This window comes from Streptomyces sp. M41 (genome assembly GCF_043673425.1).
Taxonomy (GTDB): Bacteria; Actinomycetota; Actinomycetes; order Streptomycetales; family Streptomycetaceae; genus Streptomyces.
In genome coordinates this window covers 34,302-58,306 of the sequence record NZ_JBIMKE010000032.1, presented here as the reverse complement: position 1 = coordinate 58,306, position 24,005 = coordinate 34,302, and the positions used below count along the sequence as shown (strand labels likewise).

21 protein-coding genes are annotated in these 24,005 nt (G+C 68.8%); 13 read left to right on the top strand and 8 right to left on the bottom strand.

What is annotated here, in order from left to right; genetic code table 11:
* Nucleotides 1–27 precede the first annotated feature (27 nt).
* Complete coding sequence (locus ACHBTE_RS29930; protein WP_394727733.1) at nt 28–333, top strand: STAS domain-containing protein; 306 nt, start codon at nt 28–30, stop codon at nt 331–333.
* Between the two features lie 208 nt (nt 334–541).
* Nucleotides 542–706: a hypothetical protein gene (locus tag ACHBTE_RS29925; RefSeq protein WP_394727731.1), complete on the top strand. Its 165-nt coding sequence runs from the start codon at nt 542–544 to the stop codon at nt 704–706.
* Nucleotides 707–795: 89 nt separating this feature from the next.
* Here the strand turns inward: ACHBTE_RS29925 and ACHBTE_RS29920 are convergent, their stop codons facing one another.
* A complete protein-coding gene (locus tag ACHBTE_RS29920; protein ID WP_394727729.1) occupies nt 796–1,359 on the bottom strand; it encodes a dihydrofolate reductase family protein in 564 nt (187 codons plus the stop codon).
* A 58-nt stretch (nt 1,360–1,417) separates the two neighbouring features.
* Nucleotides 1,418–2,071 (bottom strand): type III effector protein, encoded by a 654-nt coding sequence (locus tag ACHBTE_RS29915; RefSeq protein ID WP_394727727.1) that lies wholly within the window; start codon nt 2,069–2,071, stop codon nt 1,418–1,420.
* A gap of 127 nt (nt 2,072–2,198) precedes the next feature.
* On the opposite strand from ACHBTE_RS29915, the gene ACHBTE_RS29910 reads away from it, so the two are divergent.
* Both ACHBTE_RS29910 and ACHBTE_RS29905 read left to right on the top strand, forming a co-directional pair.
* Nucleotides 2,199–2,630 carry an Hsp20/alpha crystallin family protein gene (locus tag ACHBTE_RS29910; RefSeq protein ID WP_394727725.1) on the top strand — a complete coding sequence of 144 codons (432 nt, stop codon included), beginning with the start codon at nt 2,199–2,201 and terminating at the stop codon, nt 2,628–2,630.
* A gap of 246 nt (nt 2,631–2,876) precedes the next feature.
* Complete coding sequence (locus tag ACHBTE_RS29905) at nt 2,877–3,311, top strand: DUF2267 domain-containing protein (protein ID WP_394727723.1); 435 nt, start codon at nt 2,877–2,879, stop codon at nt 3,309–3,311.
* A gap of 102 nt (nt 3,312–3,413) precedes the next feature.
* On the opposite strand, the gene rph is transcribed toward ACHBTE_RS29905, so the two are convergent.
* Nucleotides 3,414–6,023, bottom strand: coding sequence for a rifamycin-inactivating phosphotransferase (rph, locus tag ACHBTE_RS29900; protein ID WP_394727721.1), 2,610 nt, complete (start codon nt 6,021–6,023; stop codon nt 3,414–3,416).
* 658 nt (nt 6,024–6,681) lie between these two features.
* Nucleotides 6,682–8,139, bottom strand: coding sequence for an FG-GAP-like repeat-containing protein (locus tag ACHBTE_RS29895; RefSeq protein WP_394727719.1), 1,458 nt, complete (start codon nt 8,137–8,139; stop codon nt 6,682–6,684).
* A 303-nt stretch (nt 8,140–8,442) separates the two neighbouring features.
* Between ACHBTE_RS29895 and ACHBTE_RS29890 the strand changes: the two genes are divergently transcribed.
* Nucleotides 8,443–8,919, top strand: coding sequence for a hypothetical protein (locus ACHBTE_RS29890; RefSeq protein WP_394727717.1), 477 nt, complete (start codon nt 8,443–8,445; stop codon nt 8,917–8,919).
* Between the two features lie 191 nt (nt 8,920–9,110).
* Nucleotides 9,111–10,640: a fused MFS/spermidine synthase gene (locus ACHBTE_RS29885; protein WP_394727715.1), complete on the top strand. Its 1,530-nt coding sequence runs from the start codon at nt 9,111–9,113 to the stop codon at nt 10,638–10,640.
* 9 nt (nt 10,641–10,649) lie between these two features.
* On the opposite strand, the gene ACHBTE_RS29880 is transcribed toward ACHBTE_RS29885, so the two are convergent.
* Nucleotides 10,650–11,888 (bottom strand): cytochrome P450, encoded by a 1,239-nt coding sequence (locus tag ACHBTE_RS29880; protein WP_394727713.1) that lies wholly within the window; start codon nt 11,886–11,888, stop codon nt 10,650–10,652.
* Between the two features lie 162 nt (nt 11,889–12,050).
* Complete coding sequence (locus ACHBTE_RS29875) at nt 12,051–13,472, bottom strand: HEAT repeat domain-containing protein (protein ID WP_394727711.1); 1,422 nt, start codon at nt 13,470–13,472, stop codon at nt 12,051–12,053.
* A gap of 341 nt (nt 13,473–13,813) precedes the next feature.
* On the opposite strand from ACHBTE_RS29875, the gene ACHBTE_RS29870 reads away from it, so the two are divergent.
* The gene (locus ACHBTE_RS29870; RefSeq protein ID WP_394727709.1) at nt 13,814–14,134 is read left to right on the top strand and encodes an alpha-amylase; all 321 of its coding nucleotides are present in this window, start codon (nt 13,814–13,816) and stop codon (nt 14,132–14,134) included.
* Between the two features lie 145 nt (nt 14,135–14,279).
* Here ACHBTE_RS29870 and ACHBTE_RS29865 read toward each other — a convergent pair whose 3' ends face one another.
* Entirely contained in the window at nt 14,280–15,269 is a 990-nt protein-coding gene (locus ACHBTE_RS29865; RefSeq protein ID WP_394727707.1) for a DUF5937 family protein, read from the bottom strand.
* On the opposite strand from ACHBTE_RS29865, the gene ACHBTE_RS29860 reads away from it, so the two are divergent.
* Together ACHBTE_RS29860 and ACHBTE_RS29855 are read left to right on the top strand one after the other, a co-directional pair.
* Nucleotides 15,178–16,584 (top strand): MFS transporter, encoded by a 1,407-nt coding sequence (locus tag ACHBTE_RS29860; protein WP_394727705.1) that lies wholly within the window; start codon nt 15,178–15,180, stop codon nt 16,582–16,584. The two genes, ACHBTE_RS29865 and ACHBTE_RS29860, sit on opposite strands and share 92 nt — an antisense overlap.
* Before the next feature lie 150 nt (nt 16,585–16,734).
* Nucleotides 16,735–18,102 (top strand): pyridoxal phosphate-dependent decarboxylase family protein, encoded by a 1,368-nt coding sequence (locus tag ACHBTE_RS29855; protein WP_394727703.1) that lies wholly within the window; start codon nt 16,735–16,737, stop codon nt 18,100–18,102.
* A gap of 128 nt (nt 18,103–18,230) precedes the next feature.
* Here the strand turns inward: ACHBTE_RS29855 and ACHBTE_RS29850 are convergent, their stop codons facing one another.
* The gene (locus ACHBTE_RS29850) at nt 18,231–18,551 is read right to left on the bottom strand and encodes a hypothetical protein (RefSeq protein ID WP_394727701.1); all 321 of its coding nucleotides are present in this window, start codon (nt 18,549–18,551) and stop codon (nt 18,231–18,233) included.
* 222 nt (nt 18,552–18,773) lie between these two features.
* Between ACHBTE_RS29850 and ACHBTE_RS29845 the strand changes: the two genes are divergently transcribed.
* The 4 genes from ACHBTE_RS29845 (at nt 18,774) to ACHBTE_RS29830 (ending at nt 23,926) form a co-directional block, all read left to right on the top strand.
* Entirely contained in the window at nt 18,774–20,747 is a 1,974-nt protein-coding gene (locus tag ACHBTE_RS29845) for a protein-arginine deiminase domain-containing protein (RefSeq protein ID WP_394727699.1), read from the top strand.
* A gap of 187 nt (nt 20,748–20,934) precedes the next feature.
* On the top strand, nt 20,935–22,251 hold the full coding sequence (locus tag ACHBTE_RS29840; RefSeq protein ID WP_394727697.1) for an ABC transporter substrate-binding protein: 1,317 nt from the start codon (nt 20,935–20,937) through the stop codon (nt 22,249–22,251).
* Between the two features lie 384 nt (nt 22,252–22,635).
* On the top strand, nt 22,636–23,160 hold the full coding sequence (locus tag ACHBTE_RS29835) for an ATP-binding protein (RefSeq protein ID WP_394727811.1): 525 nt from the start codon (nt 22,636–22,638) through the stop codon (nt 23,158–23,160).
* 139 nt (nt 23,161–23,299) lie between these two features.
* The gene (locus ACHBTE_RS29830) at nt 23,300–23,926 is read left to right on the top strand and encodes a response regulator transcription factor (protein WP_394727695.1); all 627 of its coding nucleotides are present in this window, start codon (nt 23,300–23,302) and stop codon (nt 23,924–23,926) included.
* The last annotated feature ends 79 nt before the right edge of the window (nt 23,927–24,005 follow it).

Here is a 24,005-nt window from a genome sequence, read left to right as displayed (position 1 = left end):
TGTGAGCCTGACTTGGAAGGGGCTGCGGTGCTTCAGTACGAACTGCGCGGCGCTTGGGTCGTGGCGGCCCACGGCGCCTACGACATGGACACCATCGCGCCTCTGGCGGACGCGTTGGAGACCGCGGTCAGGAAGCATCCGAAGGTCGTCCTGGACGCCTCGGGTGTCACTTTCGCGGACTCGACATTCCTGAATCTGCTGATCCGTACCCACCAAGTGGGCACCCTGCGCGTGGCCGCCCCCTCCCGACAGCTTCAGCGCCTCTGCGAGATCACCGGGGCCGACAGGGTCCTGGAGCTGCGCGGCACGGTCGAGGACGCGGCCGACGCCTGAGCAGCGCGACGGCTGGGTCCAGCATCCTGCTGAGCGGCCGTGGGCTTCAACGTCACTCTGCGGCAAGGCTCGTGTGAAGCCCGATCCTCGCGGCGGTCCGCCTCCCCCGTGCGGCGGATACGGTCGCGCCTTTCGGATGACGCCCGGGTGCGGGTCGGGCGGCGACGATCAAGGGGCATTTCATCCACGCCGAGATCGGAGTTTCACCGTGCTGAAGTGGACCCTGCGGGCCACGGCCGTCCTCGCCATCGTCGCCGCGATCGCCACCCCCGTGGCCGTGCCCGCATCCGAAGCGGTGGTCGCCGCACCCGTCGTCGCCACCGTCGCATCCGCCCCCGATACGCCGAGGGCCGAGCTCATCCTCGCCAAGTAGGGGGGCGGCGCGGGCAAGGCTGTCCCGTCGCCTGCTCGGAGGCCCGGAGGGGCCGGGCCTGCGGACCCTGCCCCTCCGGGGCTGTACGCCTAGCGCGTCACGCGGTAGCGCACGTACACGAATTTCGAGCTGAAGGTGCGGGTCTCGACGAGTTCGAGATCCACCCGGCGCTCGTCCCGGGGGAAGAACGGAATGCCACCGCCGACCAGCACCGGGTGGACCATGGCCCGGTACTCGTCGATCAGACCCGACGCGGCGGCCTCGGCGGCGAGGGTCGCGCCGCCGATCGCGATCTCGCCCTCGCCCGGCTCGGCTCGCAACCGCTCGATCTCCTCAGCCACGCCCCCGGAGGCCAGACGGGCATTGCCCTGCACCTCCGACAGAGTCCTGGAGAACACGACCTTCGGGAGCGGCTTCCACAGGCCGGTCCATTCGAGCATCGCGTCGTCGAGCGATGGATCCTGGTCGGCGGTCTCCCAGTACAGCATCGTCTCGTACAACCGTCGCCCCAGCAGGTGAACGCCCACCTGTCGGATGTCGTCGATCCAGAAGCGAAAAACCTCGTCGTCGGGCGCCGTCCAGTCGAAGTTGCCGTCCGGCCCGACGATGTAGCCATCGAGTGAGACGCCCATCGAGTAGGTCACACTGCGCATCAGAAGTCCTCCTCGGTACCGGCTTTGACAGTACGACCGCCAGACCTGGCAGGACTCATCACGACTCGCGGTATTTACCGGCCGCCTCGGCGAGGGCATCGAGGCGGGCGGCGAGGTCGGGGTGGGTGGCCTCCAGATGGGGGCGGGTGGCGTTGAGGGGGTGGATGAGCGCGGTGGGGTCATCGTGGGCGAGAGCCGCGTGGAGTTGATCGAGCGGGGCGCGGGCGCTGGTGGGGAGGTCGGTGAGGGCGGTGATCTGGCCGGCGATGCTGCGCAGGTCGGCGGCGTGATGGCGGGCCCAGGTGGCGGTGGTGCGCTCAGCGGCGCGGCGTTCCCGGGTGGCCTGGACGCGTTGTTCGGCGGTGGTTCCGGCCGGGCCGGGCCGGTTGCGCAGGTATCGGCGTTCGGCGGCCTGGCGGCTGGCGACGCCGAGGGGATGGGCCAGGTCGGCCCAGCTGGCCCCCGCGTGGCGGGCCGTTTCGATCAGGCCGGTTTCCCAGCCGGCGAGCTGCTCGCGAATCTGGCGGAGCAGCAGCAGAGAAGCCAGGGCCTGCTCCGGACCGGTCTCGGCATCCAGGGCACCGGGGGCGTGCCGCTGAGCCGTGCGCAGCGCGTCGTCCATGGTGTGCAGGGCCGCCGCGGCGGCGAGAAACGAAGCCGGGCTCTGGGCGTCGGCGCCGGAAGAGGCGGCCGGCTGATCGGACGCTGTCATGGGCACCTTCCTCGTGATGTCGTCGACCGGACGACACCGGGTTTGTCATCCAATGGATGACATGCTACAACAGTTTCAGTGAAGCGCATTGGCAGCAACTGCCCGAACCTGCTGGAGGTGTTTCGCGATGTTGATGCGCACCGACCCCTTCCGTGACCTCGACCGACTGGCGCAGCAGCTGATGGGCCCGGGGACCTGGTCGCGGCCGGCCACGATGGCGATGGACGCGTACCGCGAGGGGGATGAGTACGTGGTGGCCTTCGACCTCCCCGGCGTCAGCCCGGAGGCGATCGACATCGACGTCGAACGCAACATGCTGACCGTCAAGGCCGAGCGCCGGCCCATGGCGAAGACGGACAACGTGCAGATGGAACTGTCGGAGCGTCCGCTGGGGGCCTTCTCCCGCCAGATCGTGCTCGCCGACACGCTGGACACCGAGCACATCAAGGCCGACTACGAGGCCGGGGTGCTCACCCTGCGCATCCCGATCGCCGAGCGCGCCAAGCCGCGCAAGATCACCATCGGCGGGGGATCCGACCGCAAGCAGATCTCCGGCTGAGCCACGCGACGCGGGGCTGCTCAACGGCGGAGGACAGGCACAGCCGCTCCGCCGCCCACACCGCGGCCCGCCCCGCGTGGTGCTCCCCCCTGCTGGGCGCTCCCCTCATAGGCGAGGTGAGCGCCCAGTCGGCGGCGGCCCCGCCGACATACCCGGCGGGACGGCCCACAGCCGCAGGCTCCCGGCTCCCGGCTGAACAACGACACACGACATGCAACCGACGAAGGAAAGGCAACCACCACAGTGATGGCCGACCGGCGTCCACCCCTCCGGCACACGCCCGCGACGACGTACGAGCAGATGCTGGAGAAGGTCCGCTACGAAGGCGCCTACCCCACCCGTGAGAGAGCAGCAGAAGCCGTCCGCCTGGTCCTGGCAGGACTCGGACGCCAGCTGACCGGCGACGAACGCGTCGAACTGGCTGCCCGCCTCCCCTTCGAAGCCGCACGCATCCTCACCGAACAGATCCCCGACACCCGTCCGCTCACCGGGTGGGCCTTCGTGAAGGACCTCGCCGCCCGCAGCGGCGCCACCCCGGCCACCACCCGCTGGGACACCGGCTCCGTCCTCAGCGCTGTCGCGGACCTGGCCGGCGCCGACCTCCTCACCCGCATCCTGCGCGAACTCCCCTCCGGTTACGCGCTCTTGTTCGGCCGCGCCGAACTCACCCGAGCCGCATAGCCTTGCCGGGCCCTTCCGCCGCCGCAGCACGACGGGGACCGTGACGCGGGTACGGATCGTAAGACCGCCGACGCGTCACGGCACCGCGCATGTGACATGACGTCAAGGAAGCATCTCGACGAACCCGTCGGTTCCGTGCACACGGATTCGCTGACCGTCCCGGATCAACCGGGTGGCCTGTTCCACGCCCACAACGGCCGGCAGACCGTACTCCCGGGCGATCACCGCGCCATGGGTCATCAGGCCCCCCACCTCCGTCACCAGACCCGCGATGCCGACGAACAACGGTGACCAACTGGGGTCCGTGAAGGGCGTGACCAGAATGTCGCCCGCTTCGAGATCGGCCTCCGCCATGTCCAGGACGACCCGGGCCCTCCCCTCGACGGTCCCGGCGGACACCGGCAGACCCACCAGGGCGCCGGCCGGGACGTCGTCGCGCCGGTACGCGCCGGTGACGGCCTCACCGTCCGAGGTGAGCACCCTGGGCGGTGTGAGCGCGTGGTACGAGCAAAACGCCTCCTTGCGCCGCTCGATGAGCTCGTGGTCCACCTCGTACGAGCGCACGACCTCGTGGAGTTCCTGGAACGTGAGGTAGAAGATGTCCTCGCGCTCACGCATCACGCCGGCCTGCACGAGGCGTTCCGCCTCCCCGAGCAGGGCCTGCTTGTAGACGAAGTAGCGGCTGATGATCCCGTACTTCGGGTACTCGCGGTACCCGATGAAGGTCCTGACCCGGTCGATCATCCGCTTGGCCTCGTCGGCCTTCCGCTCCCCGTCCGGAAGGGCCCGCAGGCGTGCCAGGACGTCCTCTTCCTTCTTCTGTGCCTTTCGCAGCCCTTGCTCGAAGCGGCGCTCGGCGGCACCCGGCTCGAAGTTCTTGACATTGTCGAGGATCACGGGCACGAGCGTGCTGGGTCGCTCACGCCAGCGTGGCCTCGTGATGTCGATCTCGCCGACGCAGCGCATGCCGTACCGGTCGAGATACGCCTCGATGGCATCGCGCGCTTCGGACCCGCCCGGGAGTTTCGGCAACTCGTCCAGGAACCCCTCGTCCTCGACGCCCCGCAGGAAAGCCACCACCTCCGGACAAGGGCGGATCACATCGGCGACCTCGAGCAGTGCCAGTCCCATCTCCGAGGTGATGTTGTCGGGGGCGGACAGCGTGAGCGTGTCAGCGGCGTTCTTCTCGCCCAACCACTCCTGGAGCTTGTCGTTGAGCCACCACGTGGCGTCCATCCCCGCCATGATCGCCTGCATGCTCAGCGGATCACCGAGGAATCGCTTGTGCTCCTCGAAGGCCTCCAGCAGGAAGTCGAACAACGCCGGGCCGGTCTTCGTCCGGATGCCGCGCTCCAGAACGGCGACGGACTCCTGGCTGCGCTCGATCAGCCCCGTGACGACGGCCGGATCCGTCTCGATCGGGGCGGGGGCGGCTGTGGACGCGCGGGCGGTCGGCGGTACGCCGGGCTCCGCGTCCGGCAGCGAGGGGATGAAGTCGCCGCGGTCGAGGACGGTCTCCAGCGCGTCCCTGGTCAACGGATCGCCTCGCCCCAGGACGTCCAGCAGGCCGGCGCGGCTCGTGGGGGAGGCCAGGCGCCGGGTGACGTCGACGAACAGCCTCCCCCCGGCCTCGTGCATCGGCACCATGGCCGTCAGCTGCCACATGGAGAGCCCCAAGGGCTTCATGGGGTCGGTCATCATCTGCCCGTGACCGACGGAGACGTAGACATGATTCTCCTGGTCGTCGGTCTCGGGGATCGGGAACAGCGTCGTGATCGGGCGGCTCTGCACGATCTGGAATTCATCATCGGCCAGGCACCATTCGATGTCCTGAGGCCGGCCGAAGTGGGCTTCGATCCGCCGCCCGAGCCGCACGAGCCGTACGACCTGCGCATCCGTCAGCGCCGGTTGCTCCTGCCGCTCGGGGTCGATCGCCACTTCCTGCGTACCGCCGGTCGGCAGGGGGTGAACGGCACGCTGTTTGGCGGCGATCGTCCTCGCGACGACCTCACCGTGCCGCACCTTGAAGACATCTGCGTTCACCAAGCCGGAGACCATGGCCTCGCCGAGGCCGAACCCGGCGTCCACGGTGGCGACCTTCCGGTTGCCCGTGACGGGGTCGGCGGTGAACAGGATGCCGGCCGCATACGGGAAGACCATCCGCTGCACGACCACGGCCATGTGGACCGTACGGTGGTCGATGCCGTTGCGCAGCCGGTACGTCACGGCCCGCTCGGTGAACAGCGAGGCCCAGCACCGGCTGACGTGCTGGAGGATCGCGGCCGAACCCACGACGTTCAAGTAGGTGTCCTGCTGACCGGCGAAGGAGGCCGTCGGCAGGTCCTCGGCCGTCGCGCTGGACCGGACGGCACAGACGGCCTTCTCGCCGAGCTGGGCGAGCGCGCGGGTGATCGCCACCGCGAGATCGTCCGGGACGGCGATCGCCTCGATGGTCCGGCGGATCTGCGCGCTGACTGTGCGGATCGCCTTCAGGTCGTCCGGGTCCACGCGCGACAACCGATCGAGCCGATCGTCGATCGACGGCGCCAGCGCCATGATCCGCCGGAATGCGGCCGTCGTGACGCAAAAGCCTCCCGGCACACTGATGCCTTCGATCCGCGACAGCGCGCCCAGGTGCGCACCCTTGCCGCCGACGACCGCGACCTGTGTTTCGTCAACCTCTTCCAGGTCCACGACGTACTGGTTGATCATCGCCCCACCTCCGAGGCAGCCGTGCTCCGTTGCACCGCTGTGGCCGATCGAAGCACCGGCGCCTCCAACTCCGTCGCACCTCTCGCCGGGCGTGTTTCGCCCTGGCGGCCTGCCGCAACTCCGCGGGCTGTGGCAGCGACCGCCGATTCTGCGCCACGCCCCGGGTCTTGCGGCAAGCCCCACGGTGAGCTATAGGTTGAGAGTGGCAAGGAGAAGACTCTCCTTGCCTTTACGTTTGTCCGGTACTCTCAAGTGACGCGTAGATCCAGGTAGTTGCCTCTCGAGATCGTTGGCGGACGGCCGGTGCGAAGGGCTGCATCCCACGGGGGACCGGGAAGCCCTCCCGGCGGCTCCGTATCGATCTCTGGAAGGCGCTCAATGGAACTTGCGGGTTGGGTGAGTATCGCCGTGGCCTCGGTCGCGGGGGGTGTCGCTGTCCTCGGGCACCTCTTTGACCAGGTACCGGCACTCTCACAGAAGGTGATCGCTGCCATTCGCTCTCTTCGCGCCGTGCGTGATGAGGTGAAGAGGACCGGCGACAAGTGATCACTGGCCGCGTCGGCATCGTCCTCTCTGTCCCCGGCGCGGCCACGATCACCTCTTCACCGAACGGAATCCCCTCCGCCGCCTATCCCGTCACGACCCGGCAGGCGCTCGGTCAGCCGGTGATGATGCTGCCGAACTCCGGGTGGCCGCTGGTGGAGACACCGACCGTGGACGGGCCGAAGGAGGCGGCGCCCGCGGTGCCGATGACGGTGCCGTTGGAGAGAAGGCTGACGGCGGTGCCGTTCCAGTCGTTCTCCCCGTTCGCGCCGATGGTCAGGTCGGCCTTGTCGTCGCCGTTGACGTCGGTGAGGAAGACCTCGCCGCCGAAGTAGTCGGACTTCTCATTGCCGCCGGGCACACCGCTCGTGTCCTGGTGGAGGTACTGGCTGCCGGTGCCGGTGGCGCCGGAAGCGGATCCGTACAGAACGGTGACCGCCCCGGTGTCGATGACCGAGGTGCCGGTCGTGGTGAGGTTTTCGGCGGGCGCTCCGACCGCGATGTCGGCGTACCCGTCGCCGTTGATGTCACCGACGGACACCTCGTGGCCGAAGCGGTCCCCGGTCTCGGCGACGCTGGGGACGCCGGCGGTGTCCTGACCAATGGAGTTGATCTTGTACGAGCTGTAGTTGTTGCCGTAGATGATGCTGATCTTGCCGCCCTTGACGGCTCCGGAAATGCCGTCGTCCCAGGGCGCGCCCATGACGACGTCGTCCTTGCCGTCTCCGTTGAGGTCTCCGGTGCCGGTGATGATGCCGGGCGCCAGGTCCTCCTGGGAACCGCTGTCCAGCTTGGTGCCGGTCGGCGAGGCGTAGATGAGGACGTTGGTTCGGTAGCTGGTGTCGGCGTCGAAGCCGCCCACGATCAGATCGTCGCCGCCGCTGCCGTTGAAGTCACCGGTGGTCAGCTCGAAGGCCCCGGCGTTGCTCGCCTTGAGGATGTTCGGCGTGGCGTAGTACTTGCCGGCGTTGCCGCCGGAGGTGGTGAAGCCGCCCCTGAAGATCCAGACCTTGTCGGAGGTACCGCCCACCGCGAGGTCCGTCCTGCCGTCCGGGTCGAAGTCGCCGGTGGCCAGCGACTGCCCGAACTTGTCGTGACCCGAGACGTTCGGGTCGGCGACGGTGGTGCCGCCCGCCAGACCGGCGGCCTTGCCCCAGACGATGGTGACGGCGCCGCCGTCGCTGTCGCTGCCGACATCCTCGCCGGGCGTGCCGACGGCGAGGTCGGCGTAGCCGTCGCCGTTGAAGTCTCCGGCCGCCGTGGCGGCCCCGAACATGTCGTTCGTCTCGGCGGTGCCCGGGATGCCGGTGGAGTTCTGGCTGAGGAGGGTGCGACTGGTGGCCTTGAGACCGCTCGCCGAGCCGTACATGACGGCGATCTGACCGGCCCCGGCCTTGCCACCGACATGGGCGAGCGGAGCGGAGACGGCGATGTCACGGTAGCCGTCGCCGTTGAAGTCGCCTTGCAGCCCGGAACCTGCGGCGGTGGCGGTTCCGGCGCCGACCGTCAGCAGGTGGCTGGTCAGTCCGGCCGCCGCGGCCGTGGCCATGGCGATGCGTACGCGTGTGGGCATGCGGCGTTCTCCAGTGCATGCGGGGACACCGCGCGGTGTCCCGGGCCATTGGGAGTGCCATGATCCGCGGGGCGCGGTGATGGCATATGCCAGACCATCAAGACCCGTCCGCGGTTGTACGCGACGCGCTTGAAGATCTCCGGACAGAGTCCTGGGCCGGACCGGGCGGGAGGTGCGAAACCGGCACACAGACGGCGCGGCGTGTGCCGTCTCGCCCGTTCGTACCCGTCCGTACCGGGTTGCGGGCCCGGTCGGACGCCACGACGATGAAAGTGACCTGGTGAATGACGCCCGGAGGCTGTCGTGCCGGAGCCCTTCCTGACACCGGTGATGATGGACACCATCGAGCGGTACTTCGTCGCCTTGCAGGGCCATGCCCCGGCCGAGGTGATGCGGGAGGAGATCCTGACCGCTGATTTCCGCACCGGGTTCGTCGACGGCCATGTCTGGCAGGGGAGCGATGGCCTGCGCGAATTCATCGAGGCCCGCTCGGAGTTCTTCGACGAGTCCCATGAGGTGCAGCAGATCGATGAGCCCGTCGCGCTGCCCGACGGCCGGTGGAGTGTCAGAACCCGACTCTGGTTCTTTCTGCGGCGCCGGCAGCCGGGGGCGGCGGTGAGCGAGGAATTCACCGGACTCGCCTTTCACCGCTGGGAGTTCCAGCCGGGGGAGCAGAGATACGAGTGGCGAGTGGCCGCACAGATGGTCGAGGGCTTCGCGCGGCTCAACGCGAATGCGAGCCGTTTGTTCGGTCATCCTGAGGACGGGCTCGATACGTGACGACCATGCGTTCACCGTGACGGGGATGGATCGGGGGCGACTTCGCACGCCATCCCGGCCGCAGTGCGGCGGACATCCAGCGAACCCCGGCGTCCTGCACCAGCGGTTCCAATCTGTCGTCGGCCCCGCCGGGCGAAATCGACTGGCACATCTGGATTTTGGTCGATGAACGGCATGCAAGGATGTCGTCCGTGACCGGATTGTCTTCGTCGCCTGCCGCTCAGGGCACCCCTCGCGCGGATGGCCTGGGCGCCCGTACGGCGGCCGTCCTCGTGTTCGGATCCTCGGCCGCCGTCCTGGTGGTCGAGATCGTCGCTCTGCGGCTGCTGGCCCCCTACCTCGGCCTCACCCTCGAGACCAGCACGATGGTGATCGGCATCGCCCTCACCGCGATCGCCCTCGGCTCCTGGTTCGGTGGGCGTATCGCCGACCAGGTCAATCCGCGCCGACTGCTCGGGCCGGCGCTCGGACTGTCGGGAGCGGTCGTCGCGCTCACCCCGGTGGTGCTGCGCACGACAGCCCAGTGGGCGCCGGCGACGCTTCTGCTGATCGCCTCGCTGACCATCCTCGTACCCGGCGCGCTGCTCTCCGCGGTGACGCCGATCGTGACGAAGCTGCGTCTGACCAGCCTCGCCGAAACCGGAACGGTGGTCGGTCGGCTGTCCGGCGTCGGCACGGTCGGCGCCATCGTCGGCACGGTCCTCACCGGCTTCGTTCTCGTGTCGCGGCTGCCGGTGAGCGGCATACTGATCGGCCTCGGAACGCTGCTGGTGGTCGGCTCGGCGCTGATCGAGTGGCGAACCCGAGGGTGGAGCGGCACCCCTGCCCTCGCCCTGGTGATCCTGGTCGGCGGCCTCGCCACCACGGTCGCGCCCGGTGGCTGCGACACGGAGACCAAGTACCACTGCGCACGAGTCGTCGCGGACCCCGACAGAAACGGCGGTCGCACCCTTGTTCTCGACGGACTCAACCACTCCTACGTGGACATCGACGACCCCACCTTCCTGAAGTTCAAGTACGTGCGCGCCATCGCGTCGGTGGTCGATGCCGCCTTCCCCGAAGGCCAGCCACTCAAGGCCCATCACCTCGGCGGCGGCGGGCTCACCGTTCCCCGCTATCTCGCGGTCACCCGGCCCGGGACGCGCAGCGCCGTGTCCGAGATCGACAAAGGGGTCGTACGCATCAACCGCGAGCGACTCGGTCTCAGAGCGGAAGCGGGGATCGCGGTACGCGCCGAGGACGGCAGGCTGGGCCTGCGGCGACTTGGGGCAGGCAGCCGCGACCTGGTCGTCGGTGACGCCTTCGGTGGCGTGAGCGTGCCGTGGCACCTCACCACGGTCGAAGCGATGACCGATGTACGGCGGGTGCTGGACGAGGACGGGCTGTACGTCGCGAACCTCATCGATCACGGTGACATGGCCTTCGCGCGTGCCGAAGTGGCCACGCTCAGCGCGATTTTCAAGCACGTGGCCGTGATCGCAGACCCCACCGACATCGGCCTCGACCCTACCGCCACCCCCGAGGGCGGCAACCTGGTGGTACTCGCCTCCCACCGTCCGGTCGACCTACGAGCGACCCAGGAGACACTGGACGCCAGGCAGACCGGTTGGAAGATCGCCACCGGTGACGACGTCACCTCCTGGACCGGCGATGCTCAAGTACTGACCGACGACCACGCCCCCGTCGACCAACTGCTCCAGCCCTACGACTCCTCGCAGTAGGGGCGGACTTCAGCCGAGGCCCGACTCGAGCGGGCGCGTCCGTACGGGCAGGCTGCGCAGTCCGCGTTTGTTGAAGGAGGGCCACCAGGACAGTTCCTCGACCGGCACGGCGAGCTCGAGGGTGGGGAAGTGGTCGAGCAGGGAGCCGATGGCGATCTCCGCCTCCAGACGCGCAAGTGGGGCGCCGAGGCAGTAGTGGATCCCGTGGCCGAAGGCCAGATGGGCAGTTGGGCGGCCCGCGACGAAATCGCCGGGCGCGGGGAACTCGCGTTCGTCCCGGTTCGCCGAGGCGATGGAGATCCAGACGCGGCCACCGGCCGGGATGACGGTGTCCCCGACGGCGACGTCCTCCAGGGCGAACCGGCGCACGCCCAGCGGGAAGGGCGGGTTCCAGCGCAGCGTTTCTTCGATCACCGCTCTGATGGGCATGGAGCGTCGCCGGACCTGGTCCATGAGCTGCGGGTGCAGAAGCAGCCCGAGCACGGCGTTGCCGATGAGGTGGACGGCGTTGTCGTAGCCGGCGAAGAGGGTGAGGAAGGCGAGGGACAGTAGTTCCTGCTCGGTGAGGAACTCACCGTCGTCTCGGGCGTGGGTGAGAACGGACAAAAGATCATCGGCCGGATGGTCGCGCTTGTCCTGGATGACGCCGGTCAGGAACTCGTGCATCTGGCGCATCGCGGCGCGTGAGTCGCCCGCCGAGCCGGGCGCAGGGGAGAGCAGGGTGTCGGTCCAGGCCCTGAAGTCATGGTGGTTGCCCGCCGGAATGCCGAGCAATTCGCAGATGACGCCCATGGGAAGTGGGAGGGCCAGGGCTTGCATGAGGTCGATGTGTGGCGCTGTCTGCGTGGGCCCTGTTTGCGTATGCCCTGTCTGCGTAAGCCCTGTCTGCGTGACGACGAGGGCGTCCGCCATGGCCTGTATCCGGTCGCGCAGTGCTTCGATCCGTCGCGGCGTGAAGGCTCTGGAGATGAGGCGGCGCAGCCGGGTGTGGTCGGGCGGGTCCATGTTGAGCAGATGCGCGTCGAGCTCGGGCGGCATGGACGACTGATACGCGCCGCCCACTCTCGCGTTCGCCTTGTCCAGCGACAGCCGTCCATCCGCCAGCGCGGCGCGGGCCTCGCGGTAGCGGGTGATCACCCACACCGGCTCATTGTCCGGGGTGGACGTGTGGTGGACCGCGGCGGCATCGCGCAGGCGCGCGTAGACGGCGGTGGGAGCTTCAATGAGTGCGCGGTCGAAGAGTGTCATGGCCCAGTTCGCGTGTGGCGGTCAGTGTGTGCGGTGATTGAGGTGAGAGGACGGGACGAGCCGCAGCGCGCTCTCCGCGGAGGGACGACCGCGGCAGCGCTGCGCCGCCAACGACTCCTCCTGCCAGGCCGGACCAGACCACGCCGGCCTCGGCCCAGCCCCTCAGGTCTGGTCGGCCCGGCCGCTCCGGCGGTAGTACCAGTGGGCGGACACGCGGTGATCATGTTCGAAGCCGGGGCCGAGGGGGCCGACACGTTCGTAGGCCTGCTCGGTGCGAGGGTCGTCGCGGCGGGCGAAGGCATAGGCAGCCTCCAGCCGTAGGATTTGACTGTCCTCGTCGAGCAGGGCGGCGAAGGCGTCCATGACAGCGGGCGTCCGGTCGTGGCAGCCGGAGAGTGCTTCAGCGGCAGCGGCCCGGACGCCGTGGTCGGTGTCGCGGATCAGGGTGAGCAGGCAGTCCCGAGTCGGGGGTGACAGCTCGTGCGGGCCGGCGAGGACCCGGGCGACGGCGGCTCGTACCGCGGCATCGGGGTCGCGTGCCAGGGCGAACAGGGTACGGGTGACCGTCTCGTTCGGCGAAGTTCGCCACTGTAGGAGGCAGTACGGCACCTCGCGGCGTACACGCGGGTCCGGGTGGCCGGCGTACCGGAGGCCGATGGCTTCCTGCCCGGCGTGGTCCCAGCCCGTGTAGGCATCCAGAACCTTGGCGAGCACGTGGCCGTCCGACTCGTCGAGCGCCCACTGCGCCAGGAACTCGACGTCCCTGTCGGTGTCCTGGCGAGGGCGGGTACCCGCCAGGAGAATCCGGTGCCACAGGACACCGGCGAGGAATCGGCGGTGGACGGGATCGGCGTGGTGGCGCAGCGCAGCCAGGTCGGACCATGCCTGTGCGCTCCGGCGGTGGGCGAGGACGTAGCTGGGGGCGAACCAGTTGACGTGGGTCTCCTCCGGGTACGGGATGGCTCGTGCCACCAGCTCCGCCACCGGCGGCAGGACACCGAACGTCCGCTCCAGCGAGGTGAGGATCGCGCTGTGGCCGGCTCGGACAGTGAGCCCGCCCAGGGAGACCTCCTCGACGTCGGTGAACTCGGCGTCCGTTATCCGGCGCCGGGTGACCGGGCCGGAACCCCGCGTGCGGTTGCGTAGTTCGTCGGCCTCGCCGGCCTCGCACCAGTGCCGGGCGCAGTCGAGCAGGCGCTGCTGCTCGGCCTTGGAGAGCCGCAGCGCGGGATCCTTACCGAGTGCAGCATCGACCAGGGCCGGGGAACCGAGGTCAACGGCCCGCAGCAGCGGGGTCGTACCGTCCGGCAGCTCGAGGTCGGGGTTCGCGCCGCCGTCCGTCAGCGCCTCGACGCTCTCGTGGTCGAATCGGGCCACGGCGGTGCAGAGCAGCGGGAGGCCGTCGGGCGCCGGAGTGTTCGGATCGGCGTCGGCTTCCAGGCACGCCCGAACGGCGTCCAGGTCCCGTGTCACCGTGACGGTCGCCACCAGCCGGTCATTCACGTCGCCGTGCTGCGGTATCGGTGCCTGCAACTCCGTGCCCCCTGTTGAGCTGTCGAGCAGCAGCGTAGTGGGGGCGTTCACTTCAGGCCAGCTATGGCGTCGGTCACCCTCACAACGCTTGCAACGCGCGGCCCGTCAGGTGGTGTCGGTGGCCTCTGGCCTGCCCGGTTGCCGTGTCCAGAGCCCGGGACCACTGAATGGTTGAACTGTCATCTGGCCTACGGACGTCCCCAGGACGGCATCCGCACCGGTCGGAGGGATTCGGGTCCGCAACGGGCGGGCTGTCCGAAAGAGCACTTCATCGACTTGTACTTCGCCAGGCTCCACAGAAGTCTTCAGCTTGTGAAGACTTGAAGGCGTATCTGGCTTCAATTCCCTTCACTACAAACACAGTTCGCTTGAAACGGTGAGGAGTGCAAACTATGCATACTTGGATGAAACGAGCCGCTATATCCGCCGTGGCCGTCACAGCTTTATGCCTTCCGTTCAGCCCGCCCGCATCCGCGGTCGCACAGGACGGGACGCTCGGGCCCGCCCCGGCGTGCGTGGAGATGCACGAGAGCTGGCGGTATGTCACCGCTGCCAACCACTGTGCGGACACGGTCAGCGTGAGGGTCGTCTATCTGGACGGGGCAACCGGACCGTGCGTCACCCTTCCGCCGGGCGCGGTCACGACGATCGGAGCGGGGTACTCGGGCCAGCATGGCAACGCGGAGAGGCTGGCTGCGTGTGAGCGACCGTAAGGCGTGTGGCGCGAGGCGCTGAGCGGCCCCATCTCGTGGGCATGGCTGGGGCGTTGAAGCTGCGGGGGCGGAGGCATCTGGTAGTGCGTCGCTGCAAGGGCATCGAGTTCCCGCTGCGACTCGGGAATCGCCAGGTCGGCCGGCCTCAGCGGTACAGGCCTTCACCTCGGGCAGTTCGGGCATAGAGCACGACGCGGCCTGTTCGGTGGGGTGCGATGAGGCCGGCTTGGGCGAGCTTGTGCAGGTGTGCGGATACACCGCCAGGAGCCAGTCCGGTCCGTGCGGCAAGTTCCAACGTACTGGCCGGGGTTTCGAGGAGATTGAGGAGCATGGCGCGGGTGGAGCCGAACACGGGCGCCAAGTCGGTGGTGTCGGCGGGTGTTTCCCAGAGGGAGCCGATGCCACGGACGGGATAGCGGATCACGGGGATCCAAGGCGCTGACGTCTTGAAGTAGAGCCTCGGCCACGCGAACGCCGACGGCACCAGGACCAAACCGCGTCCTTCGAGCGAGCGATGCGGATCGAGAAGTCCTGCCTGTCGGCTGGTGATCTGCAGGGTTCCGGTGGCCTGGTCGAAGGTCAGATCGGGGTGGAAGTCCGCGAACATCGCCGCCGGTCCGCGCTCGGTCAGCGAGCGCGCCCGGTAGTGAATGTCGGACTCCAGCAGGGCTCGGATCTTCGGCCAGGCCGGGGCCAGGGTGCGCTGCCAGTACCGACGCAAGTCACCCACGATCGCTTGCAGTTCCCGTCGGGGAGCGCGGAGCATCGGTGCCAGGCTGGCCGGCAGATCCTCGCCGAACGCTGCGGCCAGGTCGCGGCGGACGACATGGGCGGGGGTGCGGCGCACCTCGTCGAGTTCGTCGTCGAGCGCGGTCAGGGGCGACAGCGGAGTGGGCGCGAGGAACCCTGGAAGCAAGTTCATCGGGCCGGCGGTGATGTCGCGCGCTGAGGGAATCCCAGGTCCGGTGAGGAGCGGGTCATGGCGGTGGTCGGACAGCCATGGCATGTGGATCACGTGGCTCGCCGGCCGGGTCAGAGTCCTGATGGACGCCAACAGCTCCCAGGCCGGCGAGACGGCCCAGCGCAACTGGCTCAGATCGGCCGTACTCAAGGACAAGGTGAGCGTCGACGCCACGAGGATTCACTCTAGCGTGAATCCATTGAGGCCGGGAGCCGCGTCCCGGAGGCTGCCTGCCATGACAGAGACAGCAGTAGCAACCGCTACGGGACCGGCGACCGATCCGCGGGGCCGAGCTCGGTATCTCACGGCCTCCGGAGTCGCGTTGTGGGGTGCCCAGATGGGGCAGGTGGCCGTTCCGTTGACGGCGGTCACCGTTCTGAACGCGGGGGCGGGAGGGACATCGCTCTTGCGGACCGCGATGACACTGCCCTTCGTGATCCTCGGATTGCCCGTCGGCGCCTGGCTGGACCGGGTGCGGCGCCGTCCGGTCATGATCGGCGCGGACCTGGTGCGGGCGGCTGCGCTCATGACCGTGCCGATTGCCGCGTGGTTCGGGCGTCTGACGATGACCCACCTGCTGGCGGTCGTGCTGGTTCAGGGTGTGGCGACAGTGTTCTTCGACCTGGGCACCCAGAGCTTCGTCAAGGACCTGGCTCCCGGCGCCTTGCTCGGCCACACCAATGCGCGGTTGGCCACGATCACCCAGACCGCGGTCATCGCGGGCCCGCCCTTGGCCGGTTGGGCGGCCGGGCTGCTGACGGCACCCATGGTGCTGCTCATCGTGGCTGCGGGATACCTGTGGTCCGCGGGATGGCTGTCCACGCTGACCACGCACGAGCGTCCGGCCGGTTCCGGCCCCCGACGGCGCCTCCTGCACGAGATCGGCGAGGGCGTCATGTTCGTCGCCCGCCAGCCCGTCCTCCGTACCGTGGCGATCTCCGGTGCCATGGTCAACATCGGCTCCGCCGGCGTGATGATCCTGCTCCCGGTGCTCACCCTGACTGAACTCGGCTGGAGTGAGGGGTCTCTCGGAATGTTCCTCGGGGCCGGCGGTGTCGGTGGCTTGATCGGCGCCATGACAGCCGTACGGCTGGCCGACAAGCTTGGTGCGGGCCGAGCCGTCCTGCTCGTCGGGATCGCGGTCGCACCCCTGGCCTTCGCCATCCCTCTGCTCGGCCGACCCGTGCCCGCCCCCCTCGCAGCGGTCGGGTGGGCGCTGATCATGCTCAAAGTCGGCTTCGACTCCGTCCTGATGACGACCTTCCGGCAGCACGTCACCCCCGCCGGCCTCATGGCACGGGTCAACGGCACCATGCGCGTGCTCTTCACCGGCGCTGTCGCGCTCGGGTCCGCAACAGCGGGTGCCGTGGCCACCACCTGTGGCATCCGATGGGCCCTGGGTGCCTCGGCCGCCTGCCTTGCCGGTGTGTGGATCCCGATCGCGCTGTCCCCGGTTCGGCGTATGACCACGCTCGGAACCCACTCGTAGCGCCACCGGATCGCCGGCGTCGCGGTGTCAGGCGGCCCTCAGGGCGGCAGGGCGCGTCGGCGGCGTGGTGGCCCGACCCTCATCGATCCGACGACGGCCGGCGCTCGGTGCCGGGTTGCGTGCCGGGGACGCCGGTTTCATAGTCTGGGTATGGACGCGCGGGAAATGGCGCTCCACAGGGCGTACGAACACGCGGTGCGCTGGCTGGCCGGGCTCTCCGACCGACCCGTACCCGCCCGCGCCCCGGCCGAGGAGATCGTCCGCGCTCTGGGCCCCGGTCTGCCCGACGGCCCCACCTCTCCCGCCGATGTCGTCGACCTGCTCGCCACGGCCTGCGAGCCCGGTCTGACCGCCTTCCCTGGAGGCCGCTTCTACGGCTTCGTCGTCGGGGGCAGCCTCCCCGCCGCCCTCGCCGCCGACTGGCTGGTCAGCGCCTGGGACCAGAACTGTGTGATGCGGGCCGTCTCGCCCGCCTGTGCGGCGGCAGAGGACATCGCCGGCGCGTGGCTGCTCGATCTGCTCGACCTGCCCCCGGCTTCCGGCGTCGGCTTCACAACCGGCGCCACCATGGCCAACTTCGCCTGTCTGGCCGCGGCGCGCGACGCCGTGCTCGGCAACGTCGGCTGGAACGTGGCCCGGGACGGACTGACCGGAGCCCCCGCCGTGCGCGTGATCGCCGGCGCCGAGCGGCACATCGCCATCGACCTGGCCCTGAGCCAACTCGGTCTGGGAGAGCCCGAACTGGTGGCGACAGACGATCAGGGACGCATCCGGGCGGACGATCTACGCCACACGCTGACCACCGAGGCGCCGGCACCGACGATCGTGGTCCTACAGGCCGGGAACCTGCACTCCGGCGGCTTCGACCCCTTCCCGCAAGCCGTCGGTGCCGCCCGTGAGGCCTCTGCTTGGGTGCACGTCGATGGCGCCTTCGGGCTGTGGGCGGCGGCATCTCCCCGACTCGCTCACTGGACCACGGGGTGCCCCGACGCCGACTCGTGGGCCACCGATGCCCACAAAACCCTGAACGTCCCCTACGACTGCGGCCTGGCTGTGGTACGCGACGCGGGGGCGCTCCGGGCGGCGATGAGCCGCAAGGGCGCTTACCTCATCCACGATGAGCGCGGCGATCCGGCCGACACGGTGCCCGAACTCTCGCGACGCGGCCGTGCCTTCCCCGTGTGGGCCGCCCTACGCTCCCTGGGGCGCGACGGGGTCGCCGACCTTGTCGACGGCTTGTGCCGGCATGCCGGGGAATTCGCCGCCGGCATCGCCGCGATCGAGGGGGCGAGCGTCCTCAACGACGTTGTCTTCACCCAGGTTTGCGCCACCTTCGGTGACGACGCGCGCACCGACCGGGTCATGAGCCGGCTTCTGGAGGAGGGAACTGCCTGGATCAGCGGATCCACCTGGCAGGGCCGTCGCGTCATGCGAATCTCGGTCAGCAACTGGTCCACCACCGACGACGACGTCGCACGCACGCTGACCGCGATCCGGCGGGCGGCAGCCGCCGTCTGACCGACGGGGCGCGACTCGCAGGCCGACCGGCTCGCTCACCGCGGCAACCTCCGCCACCGAGGCACCATCCTGCGACCCGATGCTCCGCGCACCACTGAAAGACTCCGACGGTCACGCTGCTTCCACCATCACAGGCCGGCGATTCTTCCGGCCGCGTCGCCTACGGAGCCGAGCGCGTCCATGGCGGTGTTGTGCCGCCTGTCGCGCGCTGCTCGGTCCTCCGGCACCAGCCGGGCCGCGGCCTGCACGGCATAGGCGTCCGGGTCGCCGAACGCGGCGCGCGGGTGCTCGCCCGTCTGCGCGCAGTGCGCCGTGACTTCCTTGACAGCTTGGAGCACGACTGCCCTGTCCACCCCCGGCTGCATGGCAAGCCGTACCTGGAAGCGTGCCATCCACTTCTCGCGGTCCTTGTCCTGTTCCACGTCCGTCGTCCGGCTCTTCCTCGCCACGTGCTCTCCCGGGTGATCGGCATCGTCCGTCCTGAAGTGGGACGCGAGGACTCCGAAGCGGGTTGCGCCAGCAGGAGAGCGGCTGTTGAAGCTGCGGGCCCATGGTCTGCACGGCGCGGCCACCTCACGCTCAGGCATGAATTTCTTTCAGCTCGGTGAACGCGCAACCGCTTCTTTCCTCTCTTGCACGGTGCACATACGCCTGAGTGAGAGGAGCACGCTGTGCGTACGCACCGCCGTATACGTACGAACCCCGCCGGGCCCGTGGCCTTGGTGCTCGCCGCGGTCGGCACCGTCCTCGCCGCGCCGTCCCCGCCCGCCTCGGCTGCTCCGCCGATCGCGCGCGCCGATCTGCGTGCCGATGTGAACCGCGACGGGCGAGTCGATGTCACCGCAGGCTCCGACGCGACCGATGAGGACACCTGGTCCTTGAGCCATGGCGCGGTCCTTCTGCCCAACATCGACGACGACACCAAGCGCTGCCCGGTCACCGGACCCGGTGGAAGACCGTTGTCCGACGCCGAGTTGGCCGCGTGCAACGACGCCTCGGACACAAAAGTCAACGGTTCGGCCGACGCCGCCGACCTCGCCCGTGTCCGCTCGGTACCGATACGGCGTCTGCCAAGGGGCGCCAAGGGCAGCGTCAAGGTCACCGCGGGAGCCGCGTACACGCGCGTCTTCGTCAAGCGCGCGGGCGACTGGATCCCGATCACACCTCAGATCACCTTGTCGGCCGCCGAGTTGCGCTCCGGTGTGGAGTTCGGGGTCGAGGCCACCGACGTGATCCGGGACACCCGGACATGGGACGGCAGGACGGTCATCCGCCTGACCGTGGCGGCGCGCGACCGGACCACCTCCGACTCGGTCACCCTGCGCGTCGCTCCCCTCCTCACCCACCACCATCTTCAGAACGCCCAGCAGGTGATGGTCACCAAGCTGAACAGCAACGAAGACTGGAGCGGGTTGCAGGGCAAGTTCGTCACCGATCTGAAGCGGGAAGCGGAGAAGGCCGGCATCACCCGGCCGCTGGTGGCGTTCGACAAGTACGGGGACGCCTGGGCGCAGGACTTCGTCGAGCCGGCTTACGTCAGCATGACCGGAACGGACGGGCGCCCACGAGTGATCCGCGTGATGCTGCGCTCGGCGCAACCGGGCCGTGCGGCCGGACGGGAGCTGTTCGAGAAACTGCGGGGCCGGGACGTCGCAGTGGTGCAGGCATTCGACCGGTCGGCACCGGCGGACTGGTCGCTGAACTCCATGGGCAATCTCGAGACCATTCCGCCGTACACCCGGGGCGAGGACTCGTTCCCGGCCGGACGGATCATCATGGGGTGGCGCAAGGACAGCGGAAAGCGGCCCTCGGCGACGATGCGGACGCTGCTGAAGTCCCAGGGCTTGCAGGACCCGTTGCTGCTGGACACCTCCTGGCTGGAGGTCGGGCACGTCGACGAGTTCGTCCAGTTCCTGCCCGCCGACACCCCGCGCGGCTGGCGGATCGGCGTGGCGGATCCCGACGCGGGACTGCAACTGCTGCGCGACGCCCAGAGCGCGGGGCACGGCGGCACCAGGATGTTCTCCGTCCCGGGCCTCGGGGGCTCCCCGCCGCTGGAGGAGACCATCGACCAGGCCCTCGCCTCGCGACACCTGGCGGCCGACAACGCCATGGCAGCTCAGCGGATCGCGGCCAACCTGGAGGTCCTCAAGGGTGCGACCGGGGTGACCGAACAAGAGATCGTGCGAGTGCCCGCCCTGTACACCCGAGGCTCGATGGCCCGTACGGACAGCGGGGAGGACGTACATGTGCCGCGGCTGACGCGTATGGGTGGCGGGACGCCCCTGCCGGACGGGGTGAAGAAGAACGGCCAGCAGCGCAGGCTGGCCGGGGACACGCACGGCTCCGCGGCGGCCGCGCGGGCGACCGTCACGACGAGCGCGTACGTGCCCGGCGCGGTCAACGGCATCCTGCTCAGCCGTGACCGATACCTCGCACCCCGCCAGTGGGGTCCTGTCATCGGCGGCAAGGACATCTTCACCCAAGCCGTCACGGCGGCCTATGCGCGGGCCGGCCTGAAGGTGTCGTACATCGACGACTGGTACACGTACCACCTCGGTATGGGGGAGGTGCACTGCGGCACCAACACCTTGCGTGATGCCTCCGCCGCGTGGTGGCGGTCGGCGAGCCCCGCGACGCCGTAGCAGGTGTGCCTCGGGCGGCGCTGTCTGCCCGAAGGTGCACGCTTCGCGCCGGCTCGTTGAGACCTCGGGAAGCCCTCCCTAGCATGCCTGCATTCCTCTGGCCGATATCCGAGCCTTCGCATGCCTCGGCAGCATCACTCACTCGGTGAGACTGCCCCGGGCCGCCCCGAGAAGGACATCAACGAAAATGCGTCGACAAGACACCCCGCTCGCCGGCTGTATCGCCCTCATTCTGGTATCCGGCGTTGCCTGCTCCGGACTTGCCGAGGACGACGGCGGCGGCAAAGAGCTGAGCGGAATGCGGCTCACCGTGGCCGGCGCCTGGACCGGAAGTGAGCAGAAGAACTTCCAGAAGGTACTCGACGCCTTCAGCGACAGGACCGGGGCGAAGGTGACCTTCGTGTCCACGGGAAACAACGTGTCCACTGCCGTGGGCGGCATGATCGAAGACGGGGACGCACCGGACGTGGCCCTGCTTCCGCAGCTCGGCGTCCTCGGGCAGTTCGAACGCAAAGGTTGGCTCCAGCCGCTTTCTGTCTCGGCGCGGGAGGCCGTGGAGGCAAACTACGCGAACGTGTGGCGAGAGTACGGCAGTGTGAACGGCACCCTGTACGGCGTGTACTACAAGGTTGCCCATAAATCGGCCGTCTGGTACAAGCCCAGCGTTTTCGCCAAGGCGAATGTCGGGCGGCCCGCGACCTTTGAAGAAATGCTGTCCACCGGGCAGGGCATTTCTGAATCCGGGCTCGCGGCGTTCGCTGTCGCCGGGCGGGACGGTTGGACGCTCACGGACTGGTTCGAAAACGTCTACCTCTCTCAAGCGGGACCCGAGAAATACGACGCCCTGGCCGCCCATGAGCTGAAATGGACCGACGCATCCGTCGTCGACGCGCTCACTTCCCTCGGCAAGCTCTTCAAGGAAGACCACCTGATCGCCGGAGGCAGGGAAGGTGCCCTGAATACCGACTTCCCCGGCTCGGTGGAGAAGGTCTTCGGAACGGAGCCGGAAGCCGGCATGGTCTTCGAGGGTGACTTCGTCGCCGGCGTCGCCAAGGACCGGTTCGGTGCGACGATCGGCCAGGACGTGAGCTTCTTCTCCTTCCCCGTCGGCAAGGGCGGTATTTTCCCCATCATCAGCGGGGGTGACGCAGCGGTGGTCCTCAAGGACGGAAAGAACTCCGCCGCCGGAATGAAGCTGGTCGAATATCTTGCCACTCCGGAGGCGGCTGCTGTGTGGGCGGAGCTCGGTGGATTCCTTTCCCCGAACCGGCAGCTTGACATTCACACCTATGACAACCTGACCACTCGTGCCATGGCCGACGCGCTGGTCAATGCTGAGGACCGGGTGCGCTTCGACATGTCGGACCAGGCCCCGGCATCCTTCGGCGGTACCGACGGCGCCAGTCAATGGCGGATTCTGCAGAGCTTTCTGCGTGACCCGTCCGACCCCGAGAGTGCCGCTGCGGAGCTGGAGGAAGCGGCTACCAAGGCATACCGGGACTGAATCCGGTTCCGTACGGGCCCTCGGCGACCTCTGACCGCACGAGTGGCAGGACCCCATGCGGCCTGCGCCGCCGTGCCGCCGACCTGCGGTGCTCTCCGGCTCCCGTGCTGCTTACCTACATGTTGACCTCACCCCGCGGTGATCTCTCCATGCATCGATGCGGGTTACCTGTGAGTTTTGCTGCGCAGATGCATTGACTGCGAAACCGCGTGATACATAACATGTATGCATGAAGCTCCCGCACGAGACTGAGACCGCCGGCCCCTCGGGGCCCGGCGCGGGGAGCCCTTCCAGCAACTTGTGCCCGGTATCGCCGAGCAGCGCGCGCTGTCACAGGCGCATGGCATACCCGTCCGGTGGCTGAAGAAGTCAGCGAGGCATGACATGAATCCCACACAAGCCGGTGTCGCCGCACCACGCAGGTTCCGTCCCCTGCCGAGCCGCACGGCGGCACCATCCACGGCGGTTGCTGACCCCCACGAGCCGGACACCTGCCGACGGGCGACGATGGCCCTGCCGGCGGAGGCGTGCCGGGTGCGCACCGTCCGGCATTTCATCCTCGCCCTCCTGGCGAGCTGGGGAGTCGTCGAGCCGGACCGGGATACCGCAGGCCTGATCGTCAGCGAGCTGGCCGGTAACGCGGCTCAGCACGGCGGCGCCGAGATGACGGTGAACGTGAGCCTGTCGGCTGAGTTTCTGTGTATCGACGTAACCGACACCGGTCCTGCCGCCCGGGTGTCCCGCCCTCGGTGCGATGACCTCGAGGAAGAGCGCGGTCGCGGACTCGACATCGTCGACCATCTGACGGAGTGGATGGACGTATGCGCCGAACCGGACAGCTGGCGAAGCCGGGCCGGCCTCCGAGTCGGCAGGGTGGCCGCGGCCAGGAGCATCCCTCCGGCTGCATAGAGCCGAGAAGCCGGTCCCGGGTGAAGGCTGCGGGGTTACGCGTAGCGAGCACAAGCTGGGTGGCGTCTTCGTCGGCGTCGGCGTCGTTGCCCTGTGCGTGGCCGAGCTCTGGTGAGGAACAAGAGAAGCAGGTGCGTCTGTGACCACGCGGATACCGGTGTTCGTCCATGCCGACGACCCCCTCACCGCAGCCGGCCTGAACGTGGCGCTCGAGCGCCGGCCGGAGGTGACTCTCGTCGGCAAGGACGGCATCACCGCACGCACGGTGGCTGTGGAAGCGGTCGAAGCGTTCTCGGACGCCACGGTGCGCGCGCTGCGGGCGGTGAGCAGCCGTGGGTGCTCTCGCGTGGTTCTGGTCACCGATGAACTGGCCGAGGAAAGGCTGTTGGAGGCGGCTGCATGGGGAGTGTGCGCGGTCCTCCCGCGCGCCGAGGCCACCGCGTGCCGGCTGGTTCAGCTCATCGTCGGTGCGACGGCCGGGCAAGGCTCCCTTCCTGCGGCTCTGCTGGGCCGGCTACTCGAACATGTGGGCCGGCTGCAAAGACAGGCTCCTCCGGCGGTCCAGGGGCGGCAGACACGTCTGTCGGAACGGGAAATACGCGTGCTGCAACTGGTCTCCGAGGGCTACGGCACACGCGAGATCGCGCGCGAGCTCAGCTACTCCGAGCGCACCGTCAAGAGCGCGCTGCACGACATCACCAGCCGCTACCAGCTCAAGAACCGCTCCCAGGCCGTGGCCTACGCACTGCGCGAGGGCCTGATATGACGCCCTGCTCCTGCCCCTGCTCCTGACCGCGACGGCTCCGCAAGGCCGTTCGGCGACGCCGACTTCCGAGTCCGTCGGC

Bases quoted from the DNA above. Each gene is read 5' to 3' on its own strand.
- ACHBTE_RS29860 (WP_394727705.1), top strand. From the start codon at position 15,178: ATGGACGCCAACAGCTCCCAGGCCGGCGAGACGGCCCAGCGCAACTGG.
- ACHBTE_RS29910 (WP_394727725.1), top strand. From the start codon at position 2,199: ATGTTGATGCGCACCGACCCCTTCCGTGACCTCGACCGACTGGCGCAG.
- ACHBTE_RS29855 (WP_394727703.1), top strand. From the start codon at position 16,735: ATGGACGCGCGGGAAATGGCGCTCCACAGGGCGTACGAACACGCGGTG.
- ACHBTE_RS29870 (WP_394727709.1), top strand. From the start codon at position 13,814: ATGCATACTTGGATGAAACGAGCCGCTATATCCGCCGTGGCCGTCACA.
- rph (WP_394727721.1), bottom strand. From the start codon at position 6,023: ATGATCAACCAGTACGTCGTGGACCTGGAAGAGGTTGACGAAACACAG.
- ACHBTE_RS29895 (WP_394727719.1), bottom strand. From the start codon at position 8,139: ATGCCCACACGCGTACGCATCGCCATGGCCACGGCCGCGGCGGCCGGA.
- ACHBTE_RS29905 (WP_394727723.1), top strand. From the start codon at position 2,877: ATGGCCGACCGGCGTCCACCCCTCCGGCACACGCCCGCGACGACGTAC.
- ACHBTE_RS29880 (WP_394727713.1), bottom strand. From the start codon at position 11,888: ATGACACTCTTCGACCGCGCACTCATTGAAGCTCCCACCGCCGTCTAC.
- ACHBTE_RS29915 (WP_394727727.1), bottom strand. From the start codon at position 2,071: ATGACAGCGTCCGATCAGCCGGCCGCCTCTTCCGGCGCCGACGCCCAG.
- ACHBTE_RS29835 (WP_394727811.1), top strand. From the start codon at position 22,636: ATGAATCCCACACAAGCCGGTGTCGCCGCACCACGCAGGTTCCGTCCC.
- ACHBTE_RS29840 (WP_394727697.1), top strand. From the start codon at position 20,935: ATGCGTCGACAAGACACCCCGCTCGCCGGCTGTATCGCCCTCATTCTG.
- ACHBTE_RS29920 (WP_394727729.1), bottom strand. From the start codon at position 1,359: ATGCGCAGTGTGACCTACTCGATGGGCGTCTCACTCGATGGCTACATC.